The organism is Micromonospora sp. NBC_00389 (assembly GCF_036059255.1).
Classification (GTDB): Bacteria; Actinomycetota; Actinomycetes; order Mycobacteriales; family Micromonosporaceae; genus Micromonospora.
Genome location: NZ_CP107947.1, coordinates 922162 through 938270 on the forward strand (window position 1 = coordinate 922162; position 16109 = coordinate 938270).

Annotated in this window: 11 protein-coding genes; 4 read left to right on the forward strand and 7 right to left on the reverse strand. The window is 72.9% G+C overall.

Translation table 11 applies throughout. The features are described from left to right. The first annotated feature begins 8 nt into the window (after positions 1 to 8). Positions 9 to 1247 carry an APC family permease gene (locus OG470_RS04410; RefSeq protein ID WP_328421021.1) on the forward strand — a complete coding sequence of 413 codons (1239 nt, stop codon included), beginning with the start codon at positions 9 to 11 and terminating at the stop codon, positions 1245 to 1247. Positions 1248 to 1274: 27 nt separating this feature from the next. Here the strand turns inward: OG470_RS04410 and OG470_RS04415 are convergent, their stop codons facing one another. The 4 genes from OG470_RS04415 to OG470_RS04430 all read right to left on the reverse strand — a co-directional run bounded on the left by OG470_RS04415 (position 1275) and on the right by OG470_RS04430 (position 8112). Further along, positions 1275 to 2030: an ABC transporter permease gene (locus OG470_RS04415; protein ID WP_355602021.1), complete on the reverse strand. Its 756-nt coding sequence runs from the start codon at positions 2028 to 2030 to the stop codon at positions 1275 to 1277. A 104-nt stretch (positions 2031 to 2134) separates the two neighbouring features. Beyond that, entirely contained in the window at positions 2135 to 3124 is a 990-nt protein-coding gene (locus OG470_RS04420; RefSeq protein ID WP_328421025.1) for an ATP-binding cassette domain-containing protein, read from the reverse strand. Between the two features lie 30 nt (positions 3125 to 3154). Then, positions 3155 to 6034 carry a BTAD domain-containing putative transcriptional regulator gene (locus OG470_RS04425; protein ID WP_328421027.1) on the reverse strand — a complete coding sequence of 960 codons (2880 nt, stop codon included), beginning with the start codon at positions 6032 to 6034 and terminating at the stop codon, positions 3155 to 3157. 65 nt (positions 6035 to 6099) lie between these two features. Then, complete coding sequence (locus OG470_RS04430; RefSeq protein ID WP_328421029.1) at positions 6100 to 8112, reverse strand: potassium channel family protein; 2013 nt, start codon at positions 8110 to 8112, stop codon at positions 6100 to 6102. 93 nt (positions 8113 to 8205) lie between these two features. On the opposite strand from OG470_RS04430, the gene OG470_RS04435 reads away from it, so the two are divergent. From OG470_RS04435 to OG470_RS04445, 3 genes are all read left to right on the forward strand, one after another. Beyond that, positions 8206 to 8694, forward strand: a complete 489-nt coding sequence (locus tag OG470_RS04435) for an MSMEG_6728 family protein (RefSeq protein ID WP_328421031.1) — start codon at positions 8206 to 8208, stop codon at positions 8692 to 8694. Positions 8695 to 8742: 48 nt separating this feature from the next. Beyond that, the gene (locus OG470_RS04440) at positions 8743 to 10281 is read left to right on the forward strand and encodes an FAD-dependent oxidoreductase (RefSeq protein WP_328421033.1); all 1539 of its coding nucleotides are present in this window, start codon (positions 8743 to 8745) and stop codon (positions 10279 to 10281) included. A 316-nt stretch (positions 10282 to 10597) separates the two neighbouring features. Continuing rightward, positions 10598 to 11041 carry an HNH endonuclease gene (locus tag OG470_RS04445; RefSeq protein WP_328421035.1) on the forward strand — a complete coding sequence of 148 codons (444 nt, stop codon included), beginning with the start codon at positions 10598 to 10600 and terminating at the stop codon, positions 11039 to 11041. 70 nt (positions 11042 to 11111) lie between these two features. Here the strand turns inward: OG470_RS04445 and OG470_RS04450 are convergent, their stop codons facing one another. The 3 genes from OG470_RS04450 to OG470_RS04460 form a co-directional block, all read right to left on the reverse strand. Next, positions 11112 to 12662: a serine/threonine-protein kinase gene (locus tag OG470_RS04450; RefSeq protein WP_328421037.1), complete on the reverse strand. Its 1551-nt coding sequence runs from the start codon at positions 12660 to 12662 to the stop codon at positions 11112 to 11114. 83 nt (positions 12663 to 12745) lie between these two features. Then, on the reverse strand, positions 12746 to 13519 hold the full coding sequence (locus tag OG470_RS04455; protein ID WP_328421039.1) for an enoyl-CoA hydratase/isomerase family protein: 774 nt from the start codon (positions 13517 to 13519) through the stop codon (positions 12746 to 12748). A 170-nt stretch (positions 13520 to 13689) separates the two neighbouring features. Continuing rightward, on the reverse strand, positions 13690 to 16083 hold the full coding sequence (locus OG470_RS04460; RefSeq protein ID WP_328421041.1) for a M4 family metallopeptidase: 2394 nt from the start codon (positions 16081 to 16083) through the stop codon (positions 13690 to 13692). Positions 16084 to 16109: the final 26 nt, after the last annotated feature.

The following is a 16109-nucleotide window of genomic DNA, read 5'->3' on the forward strand; positions in this document are numbered from 1 at the left end:
TGCGGCGGGTGAATCACCTGGCGCGACGGCTCGACGTACCCGATGCGGTGGTCATCGGGTTGGGCTCGATGCTCGGCGCGGGCGTCTTCGTGGTCTTCGGCCCGGCCGCGGCGGCGGCCGGCGGCGCCGGCCTGCTGCCCGCTCTGGTGCTCGCCGGCTTCATCGCCTTCTGCAACGCGACCAGTTCGGCCCGACTGGCGGCCCGCTATCCGGAGTCCGGCGGGACCTACGTCTACGGACGGGAGCGCCTCGGGCCGCTGGCCGGCTTCGTGGCCGGTTGGGGCTTCGTCGTCGGCAAGACGGCGAGCTGCGCGGCGATGGCGCTGACCATCGGGGCCTACCTGTGGCCGGGTCAGGCCCGGCTGGTCGCGGTCAGCGCGGTCCTCGCGGTCACCGCGGTGAACCTGCGCGGCATCGGCAAGACGGCAACCGCGACCAAGGCCCTGGTCGCGCTGGTACTCGCGGTGCTGGCCCTGGTCGCGGTCGTCGGCGTCGCCGGTGGCGACCTGGCGCTGGACCGGCTCGGCGATCCCGGTGGCTCCGGCCGGGGCGTGCTCACCGCCGCCGGGCTGCTGTTCTTCGCCTTCGCCGGGTACGCCCGGATCGCCACGCTCGGCGAGGAGGTCCGTGATCCGCGCCGGACCATCCCCCGCGCGGTGCCGCTGGCGCTCGGCGTGGTGCTCGCGATCTACCTGGTGCTGGCCGTGGTCACGCTCGGCGTGCTCGGCCCCGACCGGCTGGCCGACTCCGCCGCGCCCCTGGTCGACGTGGTGACCGCCGCCGGGCTACCCGGCCTGGCCTGGGTGGTCCGCGCCGGGGCCACCATCGCCGTCATCGGAGTGCTGCTGTCCCTGGTCGCCGGGGTCGGCCGGACCACCCTGGCGATGGCGCGCCGCCGCGACCTGCCCGGCGCGCTGGCCGCCGTACACCCCGTACGCCAGGTGCCGCACCGGGCCGAGGTGGCCGTGGCCGCCGTGGTGATCCTGGTGGTGCTGCTCGGCGACGTGCGGGACGCGATCGGCTTCTCCAGCTGCACCGTGCTCGTCTACTACGCGATCACCAACGCGGCAGCGCTGACGCTGGGCCGAGAGCCGGGGCGGAAGCTGCCGGTTCAGGTACTCGCCGGCCTGGGCCTGGTCGGCTGCCTGCTGCTCGCGGTCAACCTGCCACTGAGCAGCGTCCTCGCCGGCTTCGGAGTGCTCGCCGTCGGCGCCGCCTGGTACGCGCTACGGCCTGGTCGCCGCTGACCCGAGGAGGCCACCGGCGACCAGGGGTCAGCGACTCAGCCGCTGGTAGCGGCGCACTGCCAGCGGAGCGAACGTCGCGATCAGCAGCACTGGCCACACCACCGCCAACAGCATCGCGTTCTCTGCCGGCCAGGAGTCGCCACCCAGGCCCGGATTGCCGAACAGTTGGCGGATCGCCGCGACGGTGGCCGACAGCGGGTTCCACTCCGAGATCGCGCCGATCCACGGCGGCATGAGCTCGGGCGACACGAACACGTTGGAGATCGCGGTGAGCGGGAACGCCGCCGGGAAGACGATCACGCCGACCGTGTCCGGATTGCGGACCAGCAACGCCAGGTAGATGCCGATCCAGGTGATCGAGACCCGCAGCAGTAGGAGGAGCCCGACGGCGAGCAACGCCCGGCCCACGCCCTCTCGCCACTGCCACCCGACGAGCAGGCCACAGACCAGCAGGGTGGCCATCTCCAGCAGGGCGCGGAGCAGATCGGCGGCACTGCGGCCGGTCATGAGGGCGGAACGCGCCATCGGCATCGACCGGAACCGGTCCACGACACCCCGACTGAGGTCGAGCGCCACGCCGGTCGCGGTGGCGCCAAGCCCGTACAGCATCGTCATCACGAAGACCCCGGGCAGCAGGAACTCGCGATAGTTGCCGCCGCCCGGCACCTGCATGCCGCTGCCGAACACGTAGCCGAAGACGAGCACGAACATGATCGGCAGCGAGAAGTAGAGGATCAGCTCCTCCGGCGCACGGATCACGTGGATCATGTTGCGCCTGGTCATTGTCCAGCCGTCGGTGATCGCGGCACCCAACCGCGCCAGCGGCGTACGCGCGGGCACCGGCGGGACCGTGGTGGCCGCCGTTTCGACCGATCGGATCGCAGTGGTCATGCCGCGTCCACCTTTCCTCCGGCGCCGACGGGCACGCGGGCTTCGTCGGGGCGGTGCCCGGTCAGGTGCAGGAACGCCTCGTCCAGCGTCGCGCGGCGCAGGCCGATGTCCTCGACCGCGATCCCCGCGTCGTCCAACGCCCGCACCACGTCGACCAGCCCGGTGACCCGGTCGGTCACCGGCGCGCTGAGCCGCCGGATCTCCGGATCGCGCTCGGGCTCCGCGCCGCAGATCCGGGTCACGATGCGGGCAGCCTGGGTCAGGTCGGCCACGTCGCGCACCACCACCTCGACCCGGTCACCGCCGGTCATCGACTTCAGCTCGTCCGGTGAGCCCTCGGCCACCACCCGACCGGCGTCGATCACCGAGATCCGGTTGGCGAGTTGGTCGGCCTCCTCCAGGTACTGCGTGGTGAGCAGCACCGTGGTCCCGTCCGCGACCAGGGTGCGGACGAGGTCCCACACCTGGTTGCGGCTGCGCGGGTCCAGGCCGGTCGTCGGCTCGTCGAGGAAGAGAACGCGCGGCGTGCGGATCAGGCTGGCGGCGAGGTCCAGCCGGCGGCGCATCCCACCCGAATACTCACCGGCGGACCGACTCGCCGCCTCGTCGAGCCCGAACCGTTCCAGCAGTTCGTCGGCTCGTTGGCGGGCCGCCCGTCGGCCGAGCCGGAACAGCCGGCCGAACAGCTCCAGGTTCTGCCGGCCGCTGAGGGTCTCGTCGACGGCGGCGTACTGCCCGGTCAGCCCGATCCGGGCACGCACCTCGTCCGGCTGACGCCGCACGTCGTATCCGGCCACAGTGGCCCTGCCGGCGTCGAAGTGCAGCAGCGTGGCAAGGATCCGTACGGCCGTCGTCTTCCCGGCGCCGTTCGGTCCCAGCAGTCCGTGCACCGCGCCGGTCGGTACGGTCAGGTCAAACGTGTCGAGCGCGTGGGTCGGGCCGTACCGCTTGCCCAGCCCTTCGGCGACCACGTCGAATGTCGTCATGCCCCCACGGTGCGGTCGGGCGCTGACGGCTCACGCACCGTCGGCTGACGGCGGCGCACCAGGCACCTCCGGTGCCCCGGCTTTCTCCGCCTCGGTGATCTGGTCGAGGACGAGGATGATCTCCGAGCGGGTGGCCTCGCCGACGTACCAGCCGGTGAGCCCGCCGACCAACGCCTCTTCGCAGAGCCGCCTCGCCTCGCCGAGATCTCCGCGCAGCCGTGCGACCTGGGCGAGGCCGAGCCGAGCGCTGGATACGAACTCCGGCGCGCCGCTGCGCTGCGCGAGGAGCAGCGCAGCGGCGAAGTCGTCCCACGCCGCGGCGAGGTCACCGGCGCGCAGCCTCAGCTCGCCCCGGGTACGCAGCATGTCGGCCTGATCGACGGCCGATCCGAGGCTCTCGGCCAACCCCAGGGCCTCATCCATGTGTGCGCTGGCCGTCTCCGGATCATCCCGCCAGGCGGCGAGTTCACCGAGCGCGCCGAGCGTGATCATGGCCCCCCACCGGTCCCCGGTGCTCCGGAAGCCGTCAAGCGCGGTGACCAGTGCGGTCCTGGCCTGGTCCCACTGACCACGCCACATCTGCGCGGAGCCGGTTCCCATCGCGCCGAGCGCGTTGATCCACACGTCCGGGCCGACCAGCTGCCGCAGCTCCCGCATGAGGTCTTCGACGTCCTCGGCACCGCCGGACGGTGGCCCGGTGGAGATCCCCGACAGATACAGCAGAAAAGGTTGTCGAGGCGGCCGGCCGAGGCTTCGGATCATGGACTGCTGCGATCCGGACGGCAGATGGCCGGAACCACCGAGCGAGGCGTTGAAGACGCAGAGGGCGAACTCCTCGCCCAGCCCGGGCGGCGCCTCGGCGCCGAGCAGGTCGAGGACGTCGGCGGCCAGCCGGGCACCTTCCCCGCGCATGCCGCGCAGCCACCAGTAGAACGACAGGGCCGCGACCAGCCCGGCCGCGTCGGACGCGTCACCGGCCCCGGTGGCACGACGCAGCGCCGCATGCAGGTTGTCCCGCTCGGCGTCGAGCCGTCGCAGCCACTGCAACTGTTCAGCTCGCCTCAGGTGGTCGCTGGCGGTCCAGGCGAACTCCAGGAAATACGTGGCGTGCGCGCGGCGTAGCTGGTCGGCCTCGCCGGCTTCGGCGAGACGCTCGGCGCAGAAGGCGCGCACCGTCTCGAGCATCCGGTAGCGACCACCGGTCAACTCGACGAAGGACTTGTCGGCCAGACCGGTCAACGCGTCGACGAACTCGGCGGTGGGCAGGCCGGAAACTCTCCCGGCCGCCTCCAATGTGGCACCGCCTGCGAAGACAGTCAGCCGTCGGGCCAGCCTCCGTTCGGCGTCGTCGAGCAGGTCCCAACTCCATTCGACCACGGCCCGGAGCGTGCGGTGTCGCGGCGACGCGGCCCGGTTGCCCATCGACAGCAGCCGGAACCGATCGTCGAGACGAGCGGCCACCTCCGCGACGGGCAGCGCCCGCAGCCGCGCGGCGGCCAGCTCGATCGCCAGCGGCAGGCCGTCGAGGGTACGGCAGATCCGCAGCACCATCTCGACGTTGGCCGACGTGACGGCGAAGTCGGGCGCGACGTCAGCGGCCCGCTGGGCGAACAGGATGACCGCGGCGTAGTCGTCGGCGTCCAGCACCGACACGTCGGGCGGCGGCAGGGTCAGCCCGGACAACGGGCACAACGCCTCACCGGCCAGCCCGAGCGGTTCGCGACTCGTGGCCAGGACAGACAGCGTCGGGCACGCGCTCAGCAACCGCGCGGCCAACCGGGCCGCGTCTGCGATGACGTGCTCGCAGTTGTCGAGCACGAGGAGCAGCCGCCGCTCGGCGAGCGCCTCGACCAGCCGGTCGGTTGCCTGCCGGTTCGGTTCGACCGGGGCGCGCAGGCCCGCGTCGCGCAGGCCGAGCGCGCTCAGCACCGCCTGCGGTACGTCCGAACCATGTGCCAGCCCAGCCAGCTCAACGAAGCGGACCTCACTGTCGAGGCGGCCTGCCGCCTCGATCGCCAACCGCGTCTTGCCCGCTCCCCCGGGGCCGGTCACAGTGACCAACCTTCGCTCGCCGAGCAACTCCCCAACGCGCTTGAGCTCATCCTCCCGCCCGACGAACGTGGTGAGCTGGCTCGGCAGTGCCGGTTCGCTTGTCCCGCGCACGGCCGAATGCGTCTCACCGCGCAGCACAGCCAGGTGAATCGCGGCCAGCGCCGCCGACGGGTCGACGCCGAGCTGCTCGGCCAGCGTTCGCCGGGCGTCCTCGAACTCGGCCAGTGCCTCGGCCGGCCGGCCCAGTGCGGACAGGGCGCGCATGAGCTGGCCCCGCGACCGCTCCCGCAACGGATGCGCGACGACCAGCTCCCGCAGCTCCGCGACCAGCGCGGCATGCGCGCCCAGCGCCAGCTCCGCCTCGATACGATCTTCGATGGCGGCCAGCCGCAGCTCGTCCAGCCGGGCCGCTTGCGCGGGTGCGCCCGCCAGGTCGATGACGTCGGCCAGGGCGGGACCACGCCACAGCTCCAGCGCCTCGCGTAACACGGCCACCGCGCGGGACCAGTCGCCGCTGGCGAGCGCGCGGCTTCCCGCCTCGGCGAGCCGCTCGAACCGGTATGCGTCGACATCGCCGGGATCAATGGCGAGGCGATAACCAGCCGGGTGGAACTCGACCGGGTTGTGCTCGGCGGGCAGGGCCTGGCGCAGCCGCGAGACCTGGGACTGGAGTGCGTTGGCCGCGCCACGGGGCGGGTGCTCGCCGTACAGGCCGTCGATCAGCCGCTCCGCGGACACCATCCGGCCCGCGTCGAGCAGAAGCAGCGCCAGCAGAGCGCGCAACCGCGGACCGCCCACGGGGATCTCGCGCCCGTCGGCCAACAGCACCTGGGTCGGACCCAGGATGCGGAATCGCATGACCCCGATTGTCACTCACGACCAGCCCGTCCCTGCTATCCGGCAAGGCCATCGTGCGAACCCGGTCAGCTCGGCTCGCCGGCCCCATCGGGTTGGCGGGTCAGCCCGCCGTCGTCCGGGGCGGACGCGTCCGGCGGTCCACCGTTGACCGACGGCACCGCCCCGACCGGGGGTGACACCGGAGTAGGCATGGGATGGGCCGCGCCAGGGGCGGATGCGGCGACCTCCCAATCCGCCGGCCCCGGCGCCGACCTGGGTGCCGCCAGTGGGGTCGGCACCCCACCGAGGACGGGCCCGGCCGGTCGGGGAACCGGGCCGGTGCGGGCGGGCGGGGCGCACTGCCTGGTCAGCCAGTCCAGCCCGCGCCGGCGGGCGACCACGGTGAGCCGGTCGCCCGCGAAGATCACCTGTCGGGGGTCCAGGTCCCGCCACCAGATGGTCTTGGCGCCGCCGGCTGGGGTCCGGGCGATCAACCGGACCTGCCCATCCCGGTTGACCACGTCGAGCGGCCGGCCGTCCAACTCGGAGCCGGGGGCGACCGGCACCTCGGCGACCGGCAGCGCATGCCGGTCGACCGGAATGGTGGTGATCACCGCGCGCTCGGTGAGTGCCCCGATGAAGGCCGGAGCGGCCAGGTAGGAGACCGAGCGGGACACCCCGAGGGCGAAGGTCTCCTCCACCCGTTCGGCGAAGTCACCGTCGAAGAGCCGCAGCACCACCCGCAGGTCGTCGCGGAGATCCCGGGCCGCCAACGCCGCCTCCAGGTTGGCCACGTCGTCGGTGGACGCCACCACCAGCGCCTGACAGTCCGCCACCGACGCAGCGGCCAGGGTCTCCGGCAGTGCGGCGTCCCCGACGATCAGCGGCACCTCCAACTGGCGGGCCAGGGCGGCGCCACGCGGCTCCGGGTCCTTGTCGATCGCCACCACCTCGACGTCGTACTCGCGGAGCTGGGCCATCACCCGGGTGCCGACGTTGCCGAGGCCGACCACCACGAAGTGACCGACCCGGGCGGGCTGCAGCCGGCCGGTGTGCAGGGCCAGCCGCGCGTTGACGATGCCGTCCACCACGACCGCGGTGATCAACGGAATCAGCGCGAGCCCGGCCAGGTTGAGCACCACCTGCATGATCTGCGCGTCGGCCGCCTTTTCGGTGTCCGGGTCGGCACCGCTGAGGGTGGTGACCAGCGTCAGGTAGAGCGCCTCGGCCGGGGAGACGCCCTCGGCCCGGGAGATCAACGTGCCGAGCAGCGCGATCACCGCGAGCACCAGCATCACCGCGATGCCGATCTTGCGGGTGGCGAAGCCGCGTACCGCGCGCAGCAGCACCGCCATCGGACGGCGCCGCCTGCGCGCCCGGACCAGCCGGCGGGCGGCGACCTCGGTGCCCGGCGGCTGCCCGGTCGCCTCGGCGAGCACCAGGTCGGCGTCGGCCTGCTCGGCCGGCAGCAGCTCCACCCCCTGCTCCTCGCTGATGTCGGCCAACGCGCAGACCACATCCTGCGGCCGGACGTCGGCACGGCGAGCCACCCGCAGCGTCTTGTCCCGGTGCTGGAACGAGCTCGGGTCGACCTCGCCGAGCGCGGCGGCGACGAACGCCGGTGCGGCCATCTCGGCGTCGGAGAGCACCTCGACCGGCGCCTTGAGCAGCTTGCGCACACCACCGGCGAGGGTGCCGTTGAACATCCGCAGCACCTGACGGACCCGCTGGTCGACGGCCTGGGCGCAGAGCGCGGCGTGCAGGTTGCCGACGTCGTCCTGGTGCAGCAGGGCCAGCCCGGTAGCCCCGGCCAGCCCGGCGGCCTCGAAGGTCGCCACGTCCAGTCGGTCTGAACGGACCACCCGGACCCCGCGCAGCCCGGCCACGTCCGGCCCGTTGGTGCGGTAACGCTCCGGCACCACCACGGTCACCCGGGCCCCGCCGGCCGGCAGCTCGGATTCGAGCATCGCCCGGGCCACGTAGTAGGCGAGCGCGTCGCGCCCGCAGATCACGTAGTGGGGTCGGGGGTCTCCGGCGGACCGCAGTCGCCAGTTCCACTCGACCGCCCGTCGCGCCCGGTCCCGCCACGGCTCCGCCATGCCCGGATCGTAGTCAGCACCACCACGGTGGGCGACCCCGTCCGGATCATCCCGGCCAGGCATGTCGGCCAGGGCGGTGGGTAGAGCAGCGGCATGCAGACGTTCCTCCCGTACCCGGACTTTCTGGCCAGCGCCCGCACGCTGGACCAGAGGCGGCTGGGCAAGCAGCGGGTGGAGGCCATCCAGGTGCTGCGTGGGCTCACCCGGCCCGGGTACGGCTGGCGCAACCACCCGGCGGTGAAGATGTGGGCCGGGTACGAGGAGGCACTCACCCGCTACGGGCTGGACATGTGCGCGGTCTGGACCGAGCCGGGGCGGGCCGACACCTGCGCCACCACGATGACCGTCGACCTCGCCGCCGCCTGCGGAGCCGGCGTCGTGCGTACCCAGACCGAGCTGGCCGAGGCCGCTGAACTTCCTCCCTGGCTGGGCCGCGACGAATTCCACCTGAGTCACCGCTCGTCACTGCTGCGCAAGGACCCCGCGCACTACCGCCCGATCTTCGGCGACGGCGTGCCGGCGGACCTGGAGTACGTCTGGCCCGCCTCCGACCGGAGCCGCCGCTGCCTACCGCGCGACTGACCGTTTTGTGCGGCAGACTGGAGGCTCCGTCAGGTCGGGAAGGTGCTCATGGCGCTGTCGCAAATGGTGGGACGGCTCATCGGCGTACGCCAGCACCAGGTGGACCCGGGCGGCGGTGGCGCCGACCGCGTGCCGGGACCGGTCACGGCGGTGGTGGTGGGTGGCGGCATCGCCGGCATGTCGGCGGCGGTGGTGCTGGCGGAGCGCGGTGTGACGGTGACGGTGCTGGAGGCGGCACCCACCCTGGGCGGCCGGCTGGGCGCCTGGCCGGAGGCGCTCGCCGACGGCAGCCAGCAGAACGAGCACGGTTTCCACGCGTTCTTCCGGCAGTACTACAACTGGCGGTCCATCCTCCGCAGGGTCGACCCCGACCTGGGCTTCCTCAAGCCGATCCCGGGCTACCCGATCCTCAGTGAGCAGTGGCCGACCGAGGAGTTCGGCAAGCTGCCGCCCGCACCGCCGGCGAACCTGCTCGCGCTGCTGCTGCGCAGCCCCAGCCTGCGCCTGGCCGACCTGCGACTGATGGATCGGGACGCCGCGCTGCCGCTGCTCAGCTACGACCCGGTACGCACCTACGCCGAGCTGGACGACACCACCGCCGACGAGCTGCTGGCGTCGCTGCGACTGCCGGACCGCGCCCGGGCCATGCTGTTCGAGGTCTTCTCGCACTCGTTCTTCAACCACGAGTCGGAGATGTCGGCCGCCGAGATGGTCGCCCAGTTCCACTTCTACCTGCTCGGCAACCCGGAAGGGCTGGCCTTCGACTGCCCGGACGAGGACTACGGCACGGCGATCTGGGAGCCGCTGACCCGGCACGTGGAGAAGCACGGCGGCCGGGTGCTCACCCGGGCCACCGCGACCGGGGTGCACCGTGGCGCCGACGGCTGGCGGGTGTCGACCGCCGACGGCGGCAGCCACCCGGCGGGGTACATCGTGCTGGCCGTCGACCCGCCGGCGCTCGCCGCGCTGGTCGGGGCCTCCCCCGACCTGGTCGAGCAGGCACCGGAGCTGGTGGCGCGGATGCCCGCGTTCGGCACGCCCGGCCCGCCGTACGCGGTGGCGCGGTACTGGTGCGACGGGGACGTGGCCGCCGAGCGCGCGGTGTTCAGCGGAGTGTCCCGGCAGCCCACATTGGACTCGGTGACGCTCTACCACCGGCTGGAGAACGAGTCGCGACGCTGGGCGCGGCAGACCGGCGGGTCGGTCATCGAGTTGCACGCGTACGCCTGCGAGCCGGGGGTGCCGGCCGAGGAGCTGGCCGAGCGGATGCGCCGCGAGCTGGTGGCGCTCTGGCCGGAGGCCGCCGGCCTGCGGATCCGCGAGCTGCGAGCCCGGGTGGAGGCGCAGGCGCCGGCGTTCAGCCTGGGCAGCCACGCCTGGCGACCGGGGGTACGCACCGACGCGAACGGCCTCTATCTCGCCGGGGACGGAGTTGCCACGGACTTCCCGAGCGCCCTGATGGAACGCTCCGCGGCCACCGGCATCATCGCCGCGAACCACATCCTGCGTGCCGAGGGTGGCGCCGCCGAGCCGGTGCACTCGATCCGGCCACGGGGGCTGCTGACCAGGAGAGGCACGGCAACCTGACAAGGCGGTCATATGCCGCACTGTCCGCCGGGGCAGAGCCGGACGGCCGATCGAAATACGTTGCCCGTCTGACCCGTGCCGACCTACCGTGATCGCGCAAGGTCAACACCGCCGCGGGAGCAGATCATGACGATGTCGCACGTCACCAGCGTGCCATCCGTGCTGCCCGGCGACGGTTGCCGAGCGGAAGGTCCCCGGGCGGGCCGGCCCGACTGACGCGTACCCGTACGCGCCGAGCCGCCCGTCCCACAGCCGGACCGGGCGGCTTTTCGCTGTCCGGAGCCATCGTCCGTCACTGCCCTGGAGGGAGATCCCGGTGGACGCCGTCCTCGTCATCAACGCCGACCTCGGCCCGCTGCACCGGGTCACCGTTCAGCACGCCGTCCGGATGCTCTGCCGTCGGGTGGCCGAGATCCACGAGGCCGAGCCGGACCAGGTGATCGGGGTCTTCCCGATGCCCCGGGTGGTACGACTCGTCCGCTACGTGGTCACCCGGTGGCGGTTCAGCTCCGGGCCGGCCTGGTCCCGGGCCGGTGTGCTGCGCCGCGACGACCGCTGCTGCGCGTACTGCGGTGGCGCGGCGTCGACCATCGACCACATCCTGCCCCGCTCGCGCGGCGGCCGGAACACCTGGCGAAACACCACCGCCGCCTGCTACGGCTGCAACCAGCGCAAGGGCGACCGGACGCCGGCGGAGGCGGGCATGCCGCTGCGCCGGGAGCCGGTGAACCCGGGTTGGGCGGCCCTGGCGGGGCGGTGACGGACCGGCCGGCGGGAACGGGGGGCCGTGTCGGGGGTACGCCCCCGGCGCGGCACCCGCCGGCCCCCGGTCAGCCGGCGCGCTCCTTGACCTGCGGCTTCGGCCGGCCGTTGGCGCAGTGCACCCGGATCTCGCTGCGGTGCTCGGCGGAGGTCAGCTCGACCTGGATCCGCTTCGCCGGGCCCGGGTCGTACGCCGCCGCCCGGTAGCCGGGTGCGGACGTCACCGCCAGGACCTCGGCCGCCGCCCCGAGGCAGCGAACCGTGACCGTCCCACCGAGGGCGTCCACCGGCACACCCGGCCCGGGGCTGGGTGTGGACGCGGCTCCAGTCGGGATCGGCCCGGAGGTGCTGGTGGGCGGTCTCGGTACGGAGGTGCTGGCGACCGCCCGTGTACTGCCTGGACCGGTCGACGGGTCAGGTCCGGCGCTGGCCGGCGGGGCGGCGGGCGGTCGGGGGACGGCCGCGTCAGCCGGGTCGGCGATACGCGGCAGCCCGACCGTCGTGGTGCCGCCCGATCCGATGCCGGTGCGCGGCTCGCCCGCTTCCGGTCGTCGTGTGACCGGGTCGCCTAGCGACCCGCCCATCGCCACCGCGGCCACCACCGCACCACCGACCGCCAACACCGCCCGCCGCCGACGCCAGGACACCCTCCGGGCGGCACCGGTCGTTCCGGCGACCGCACCGCCCACCGTCTCGGCTGGCTCAGCGCGGGCGTCCGCCATCCCGCCGGACGGCAGCCCGGAACTCGATGCGCCCACGGCGGCGACCTCTTCACCGCCGGTCGCCGTCGATCTGCCCACGGCGGCGACCGGTTCGCCGACGGTGAGCAGGATGCGGGCCACCTCGGCGGCCGGCGGCCGGTCATCGGGGTCGCGGGCCAGACACCAGCGGTAGAGCCGGTGGATCTGTGGCGGCACCCCGTCGATCGCGGGCAGCGGGTCCGGCTCGACGTACGCGTGTGCGCGCAGCATCCCGGCCCGCGCCTCGGTACGCCAGGGCAGCCGGCCGGTCAGCACCCGGTGCAGGAGCAGGCCGAGCGCGTAGACGTCGCAGGCCGGCAGCACCTCGCCGGCTTCCAACCGCTCCGGGGCGAGGTAGGCCGGCGTGCCGAGCAGCCGCCCCTCGAAGTCGATCTCCGGATCCCCGACGACCGCCGCGATGCCGAAGTCGAGCACCTTGGCGCCGGTGGGGGTGAGCATCACGTTGCCCGGTTTGACGTCCCGGTGCACCAGCCCCCGTGCGTGCGCGGCCGCGAGCGCGGCCGCCACCTCGGCGCAGATCCGCAGGCCGGCGCGGGGCGGCAACGGCCCGGTGGCCAGCTGCTGTTCGAGGGTGTGGCCGCCGAGCAGCTCCATCACCACGAACGGGACCTCGGCACCATCGAGCGGCGACTGGCCGTAGTCGAAGACGCTGGTGACGTGCGGGTGCGACAGCCGGGCCGCGGCCTTGGCCTCGGCCCGGATCCGTTGCCGGGCGTTGGTGTCCGAGACGACGAGCACCTTCACCGCCACGTCCCGTTCGAGCACCTCGTCGTACGCCCGGTGCACCTCGGACATGCCGCCACTGCCGAGGCGTTCCAGGAGCCGGTAGCGGCCCGCAAGCAACTGATCACGCTGCACGACGGACAGCCTGCCGTACGGTCCTGCCGTACGCCAGCCAGGATCGAGATCATTTGATGGCTGGAGTGGACCCTGAAACGTGGTCAGTCGTTGGCGGGAGGCCGCCAGGCGAAGCGGGGCGTACGGCGCTCCGCGACCGCCGCCACCCCCTCCCGGGCCTCGCCGCTGGTCGCCACCTTCCGGTGCCACCACGCGACCCGGGCCGGCCCGGCCCGGTCGTCGACGATCTCCTTGGCTGCGGCGACGGTCAGCGGCGACCGCTGGGCGATCGTCGCGGTGAGGTCGTCCACCCGCGCGGCGAGCTGGTCGCCCGGCAGCACCTCGTCGACTAGGCCGACCCGCAGCGCCCGCGCGGCGTCGATCAGCTCGGCGGTGAACAGCAGATGCTTGGCGGCGGACGGCCCGACCAGCCGGGCCAGCCGGCGGGTGGTCGGCGCCGGGTAGACCAGCCCGAGCCGGGCCGGCGGTACGCCGAACCGGGCGTCGTCGGCGGCGATCCGCAGGTCGCAGGCGACCGCGAGCTGGCACCCACCCCCGACGCAGGCGCCCCGGATGGCCGCCACCGTCGGCTTGGCGAAGCGGGCCAGGCGCTCCTCGGCGGCCACCGCGATGCTGGCGTCACCGGCGTCCAGCAGCTCGGCCAGGTCGCCGAGGTCGGCGCCGGCGCAGAAGGCGTCGCCCGCGCCGGTGAGCACCAGCGCCCGTACGTCGGGGTCGGGCTCCAGCCGGTCGAGCAGCTCGGGGAGCTGGCGCCACATGGCCGCGGTCATCGCGTTGCGGCGGGCCGGGTTGTGGATCACCACGGTCGCCACCGGCCCGGTCACTTCGACGGTCAGCTCCGCGTCCGACACGTCCACCCCTCTCCACGGGCGCCCCTGGGGTCGCCACCACGTCCGTCGACTCCGCGCCGGCCGGATTCCGCCGACCGGCGGCGGCCTGCCCGCTCCGGTGCCGCGACCATAGCGGCGCGGGCCCGACACCCACCCGCGAGGGGTGGCCGTCGGGCCCGCTTGAGCAGCGCGTCAGGTCAGGAGACGGTGAGCGCGGTGTCGTCGACCACGAAGGACGTCTGCAGCGAGGAGTCCTCGGTGCCGGTGAACTTCAGGGAGACGGTCTGGCCGGCGTACGCGGCCAGCGAGAAGGACTTCTGGCTGTAGCCGGCGGCCTTGTTCAGGTTCGAGTAGGTCGCCAGCGTGGCCAGCACCGTCCCACCGCTGTTGAGCACCTGCACGCGCAGCGTGTCGTACGCGATGCTGCTGGTGGTCTCGGCGGTGTCGATGTGCAGCCAGAAGCTGACCGTGTACGACGAGCAGCCCGACGGCAGGCTCACCGACTGGGCGAGCGTCTCGGTGCGGGTGCTGCCGTACCCGTTCAGCCACGCCTTGTACGACCCGGTGCGGGCGGGCTGACTGCTGGAGTTGGTGATCACGCCGGAGCTGGCCGTCCAGCCGGTCGCACCGGACTCGAAGCCCGGGTTGGCCAGCTTCTGGCCCGGCGCCGTGCAGCCACCGCCGGTGCCGTTCACGGTCAGCGTGTAGGTCGCGCTCCGGGTGACCGCTCCCACGCCGTTGACGGTGACCGAGTAGGTGCCGGGCGGGGTGCCCGCCGAGGTGCTGATGGTGAGGGTGGACGAGCCGCCCGAGGTCACCGAGGCCGGGCTGAACGCGGCGCTCGCACCGCTGGGCAGGCCGGACGCGGAGAACGTCACGGTCTGTGCCGTGCCACTGGTGGTCGCGGTGGCCACGGTGGTGAACGCCGAGCTACCCGGGTTCACCGAGCCGGCGGTCGGCGAGAGCGCCACGGAGAAGTCGTTGCCGGTCGAGCAGGGCGCGTCGTTGCCGGCCACGTTCACCGCGGTCCAGGCGGCCTGCACGGCCTTGTACTCGGTGGAGCAGCTGCCGTACAGGTCGGTGGCGGCCCGCAGGCTGTAGGCCCGTGCGGTGTTCGCCGGGTTGCTGGTGTTGACGTACGACGTGTTGGAGGTGAAGTAGACGTCCAGCGCCCGGAACCAGATCTTCTCCGCCTTGGCCCGGCCGATGCCGGTCACCGCGGGGGCGGAGCCGCAGACCGGCGAGGTGCCGTACGCGGTGGCCCCGGTGCCCTCGGCGAGGTTGAAGTAGAAGTGGTTGGCGACGCCGGAGGAGTAGTGCACGTCCTTGTTCTTCGTGCTGGTGGACCAGCAGCTGTCGGACGAGCCGTCCAGCGACGGGTTGTACATGTAGCGCAGCGGCGTGCCGTTGCCGTTGATGTTGATCTTCTCGCCGACCTGGTAGTCACCCGGGTCGGCCGAGGTGTTGGCGTAGAACTCGACCATGTTGCCGAAGATGTCGCTGGTGGCCTCGTTGAGGCCACCGGACTCACCGGAGTAGGTCAGGCCGCCGGGGACCACGTTCTCGGTCACGCCGTGGCTCATCTCGTGTGCGGCCACGTCGATCGAGACCAGCGGACGGGAGTTGCCCGAGCCGTCGCCGTAGGTCATCCGGGAGCCGTCCCAGAAGGCGTTGACGTAGTTGCTGCCGTAGTGCACCCGGCTCGGCACGCCGGTGCCGTTGCCGAAGATGCCGTTACGGGCGTGCACGTTCTTGAAGTAGTCGAACGTCTTCGCGGCGCCGAAGTGCGCGTCCACGCCGGCGGACTGCCGGTTGGAACTGGCCCCGGTGCCCCAGGTGTTGTCCGCGTCGGTGAAGGTGGTGCAGGTCGACGTGCCGTTGTTCATGTCGCAGGTCGAGCCGTTGCCGTGCGACGGGTCGATCATCTGGTAAGTGCTGCCGGAGAGCGTCGTGTCGACGGTGACCGTGCCCGAGTAGATGCTGTTGCCGGTGCCGTTCACCGCCTCGATCTCGTCGTACGACCCGACGGCCGCGCCCGTGGAGGCGTCCGTGATCACGTGCAACCGGGACGGGGTCTGCCCGTCGGGCTGCCAGCCGCTGACCACGGTCTCCCAGGCCAGCCGGCCCTGGCCGGAGCTGGCGTCGACGAACAGCTCCGGGGTGCCGACGGCCTCGACCGTGCCGGTGAACCCGGCGCGGGCGGTCTTCTTCGCCGCCGCGGAGGCGACCTTGGCCGAGGTACCGAGGGTCAGCGGTGCGGCCAGACCGACCGAACTGCCGGCGTAGGTGCCGCTCGGCGTGGCGTGGATGACGAAGTCACCGCCGTACACCCGCAGCCCCTGATAGGTCCGGGTGTAGCGGGTGTGCGTGGCGCCGGTGGCGTCCACCTTGGTGCTGTGCACCTGGTAGGACTCGGCGCTCGAACCCTGGACGGCGCCGGGGTTCGTTCGCAGGACGGTCGCTGCCTGGGCCGCGGCGGAGGCATCCGGCGCGGGGGCGGTGGGCGGTGCCGCGTGCGCCGAGGTGGCGACGCAGGTCAGCAGGCCGCTGGTGAGCAGCGCTGCGCTGACGGCGGCGAGGGGTCGTTTCACGTGCCCTCCGGAAAGAGAAGGATTGT

What these genes read in the sequence shown, in the direction of transcription:
- OG470_RS04415 (WP_355602021.1), bottom strand. Translation starts at nt 2,030, where the DNA reads ATGACCAGGCGCAACATGATCCACGTGATCCGTGCGCCGGAGGAGCTG.
- OG470_RS04435 (WP_328421031.1), top strand. Translation starts at nt 8,206, where the DNA reads ATGCAGACGTTCCTCCCGTACCCGGACTTTCTGGCCAGCGCCCGCACG.
- OG470_RS04420 (WP_328421025.1), bottom strand. Translation starts at nt 3,124, where the DNA reads ATGACGACATTCGACGTGGTCGCCGAAGGGCTGGGCAAGCGGTACGGC.
- OG470_RS04440 (WP_328421033.1), top strand. Translation starts at nt 8,743, where the DNA reads ATGGCGCTGTCGCAAATGGTGGGACGGCTCATCGGCGTACGCCAGCAC.
- OG470_RS04430 (WP_328421029.1), bottom strand. Translation starts at nt 8,112, where the DNA reads ATGGCGGAGCCGTGGCGGGACCGGGCGCGACGGGCGGTCGAGTGGAAC.
- OG470_RS04425 (WP_328421027.1), bottom strand. Translation starts at nt 6,034, where the DNA reads ATGCGATTCCGCATCCTGGGTCCGACCCAGGTGCTGTTGGCCGACGGG.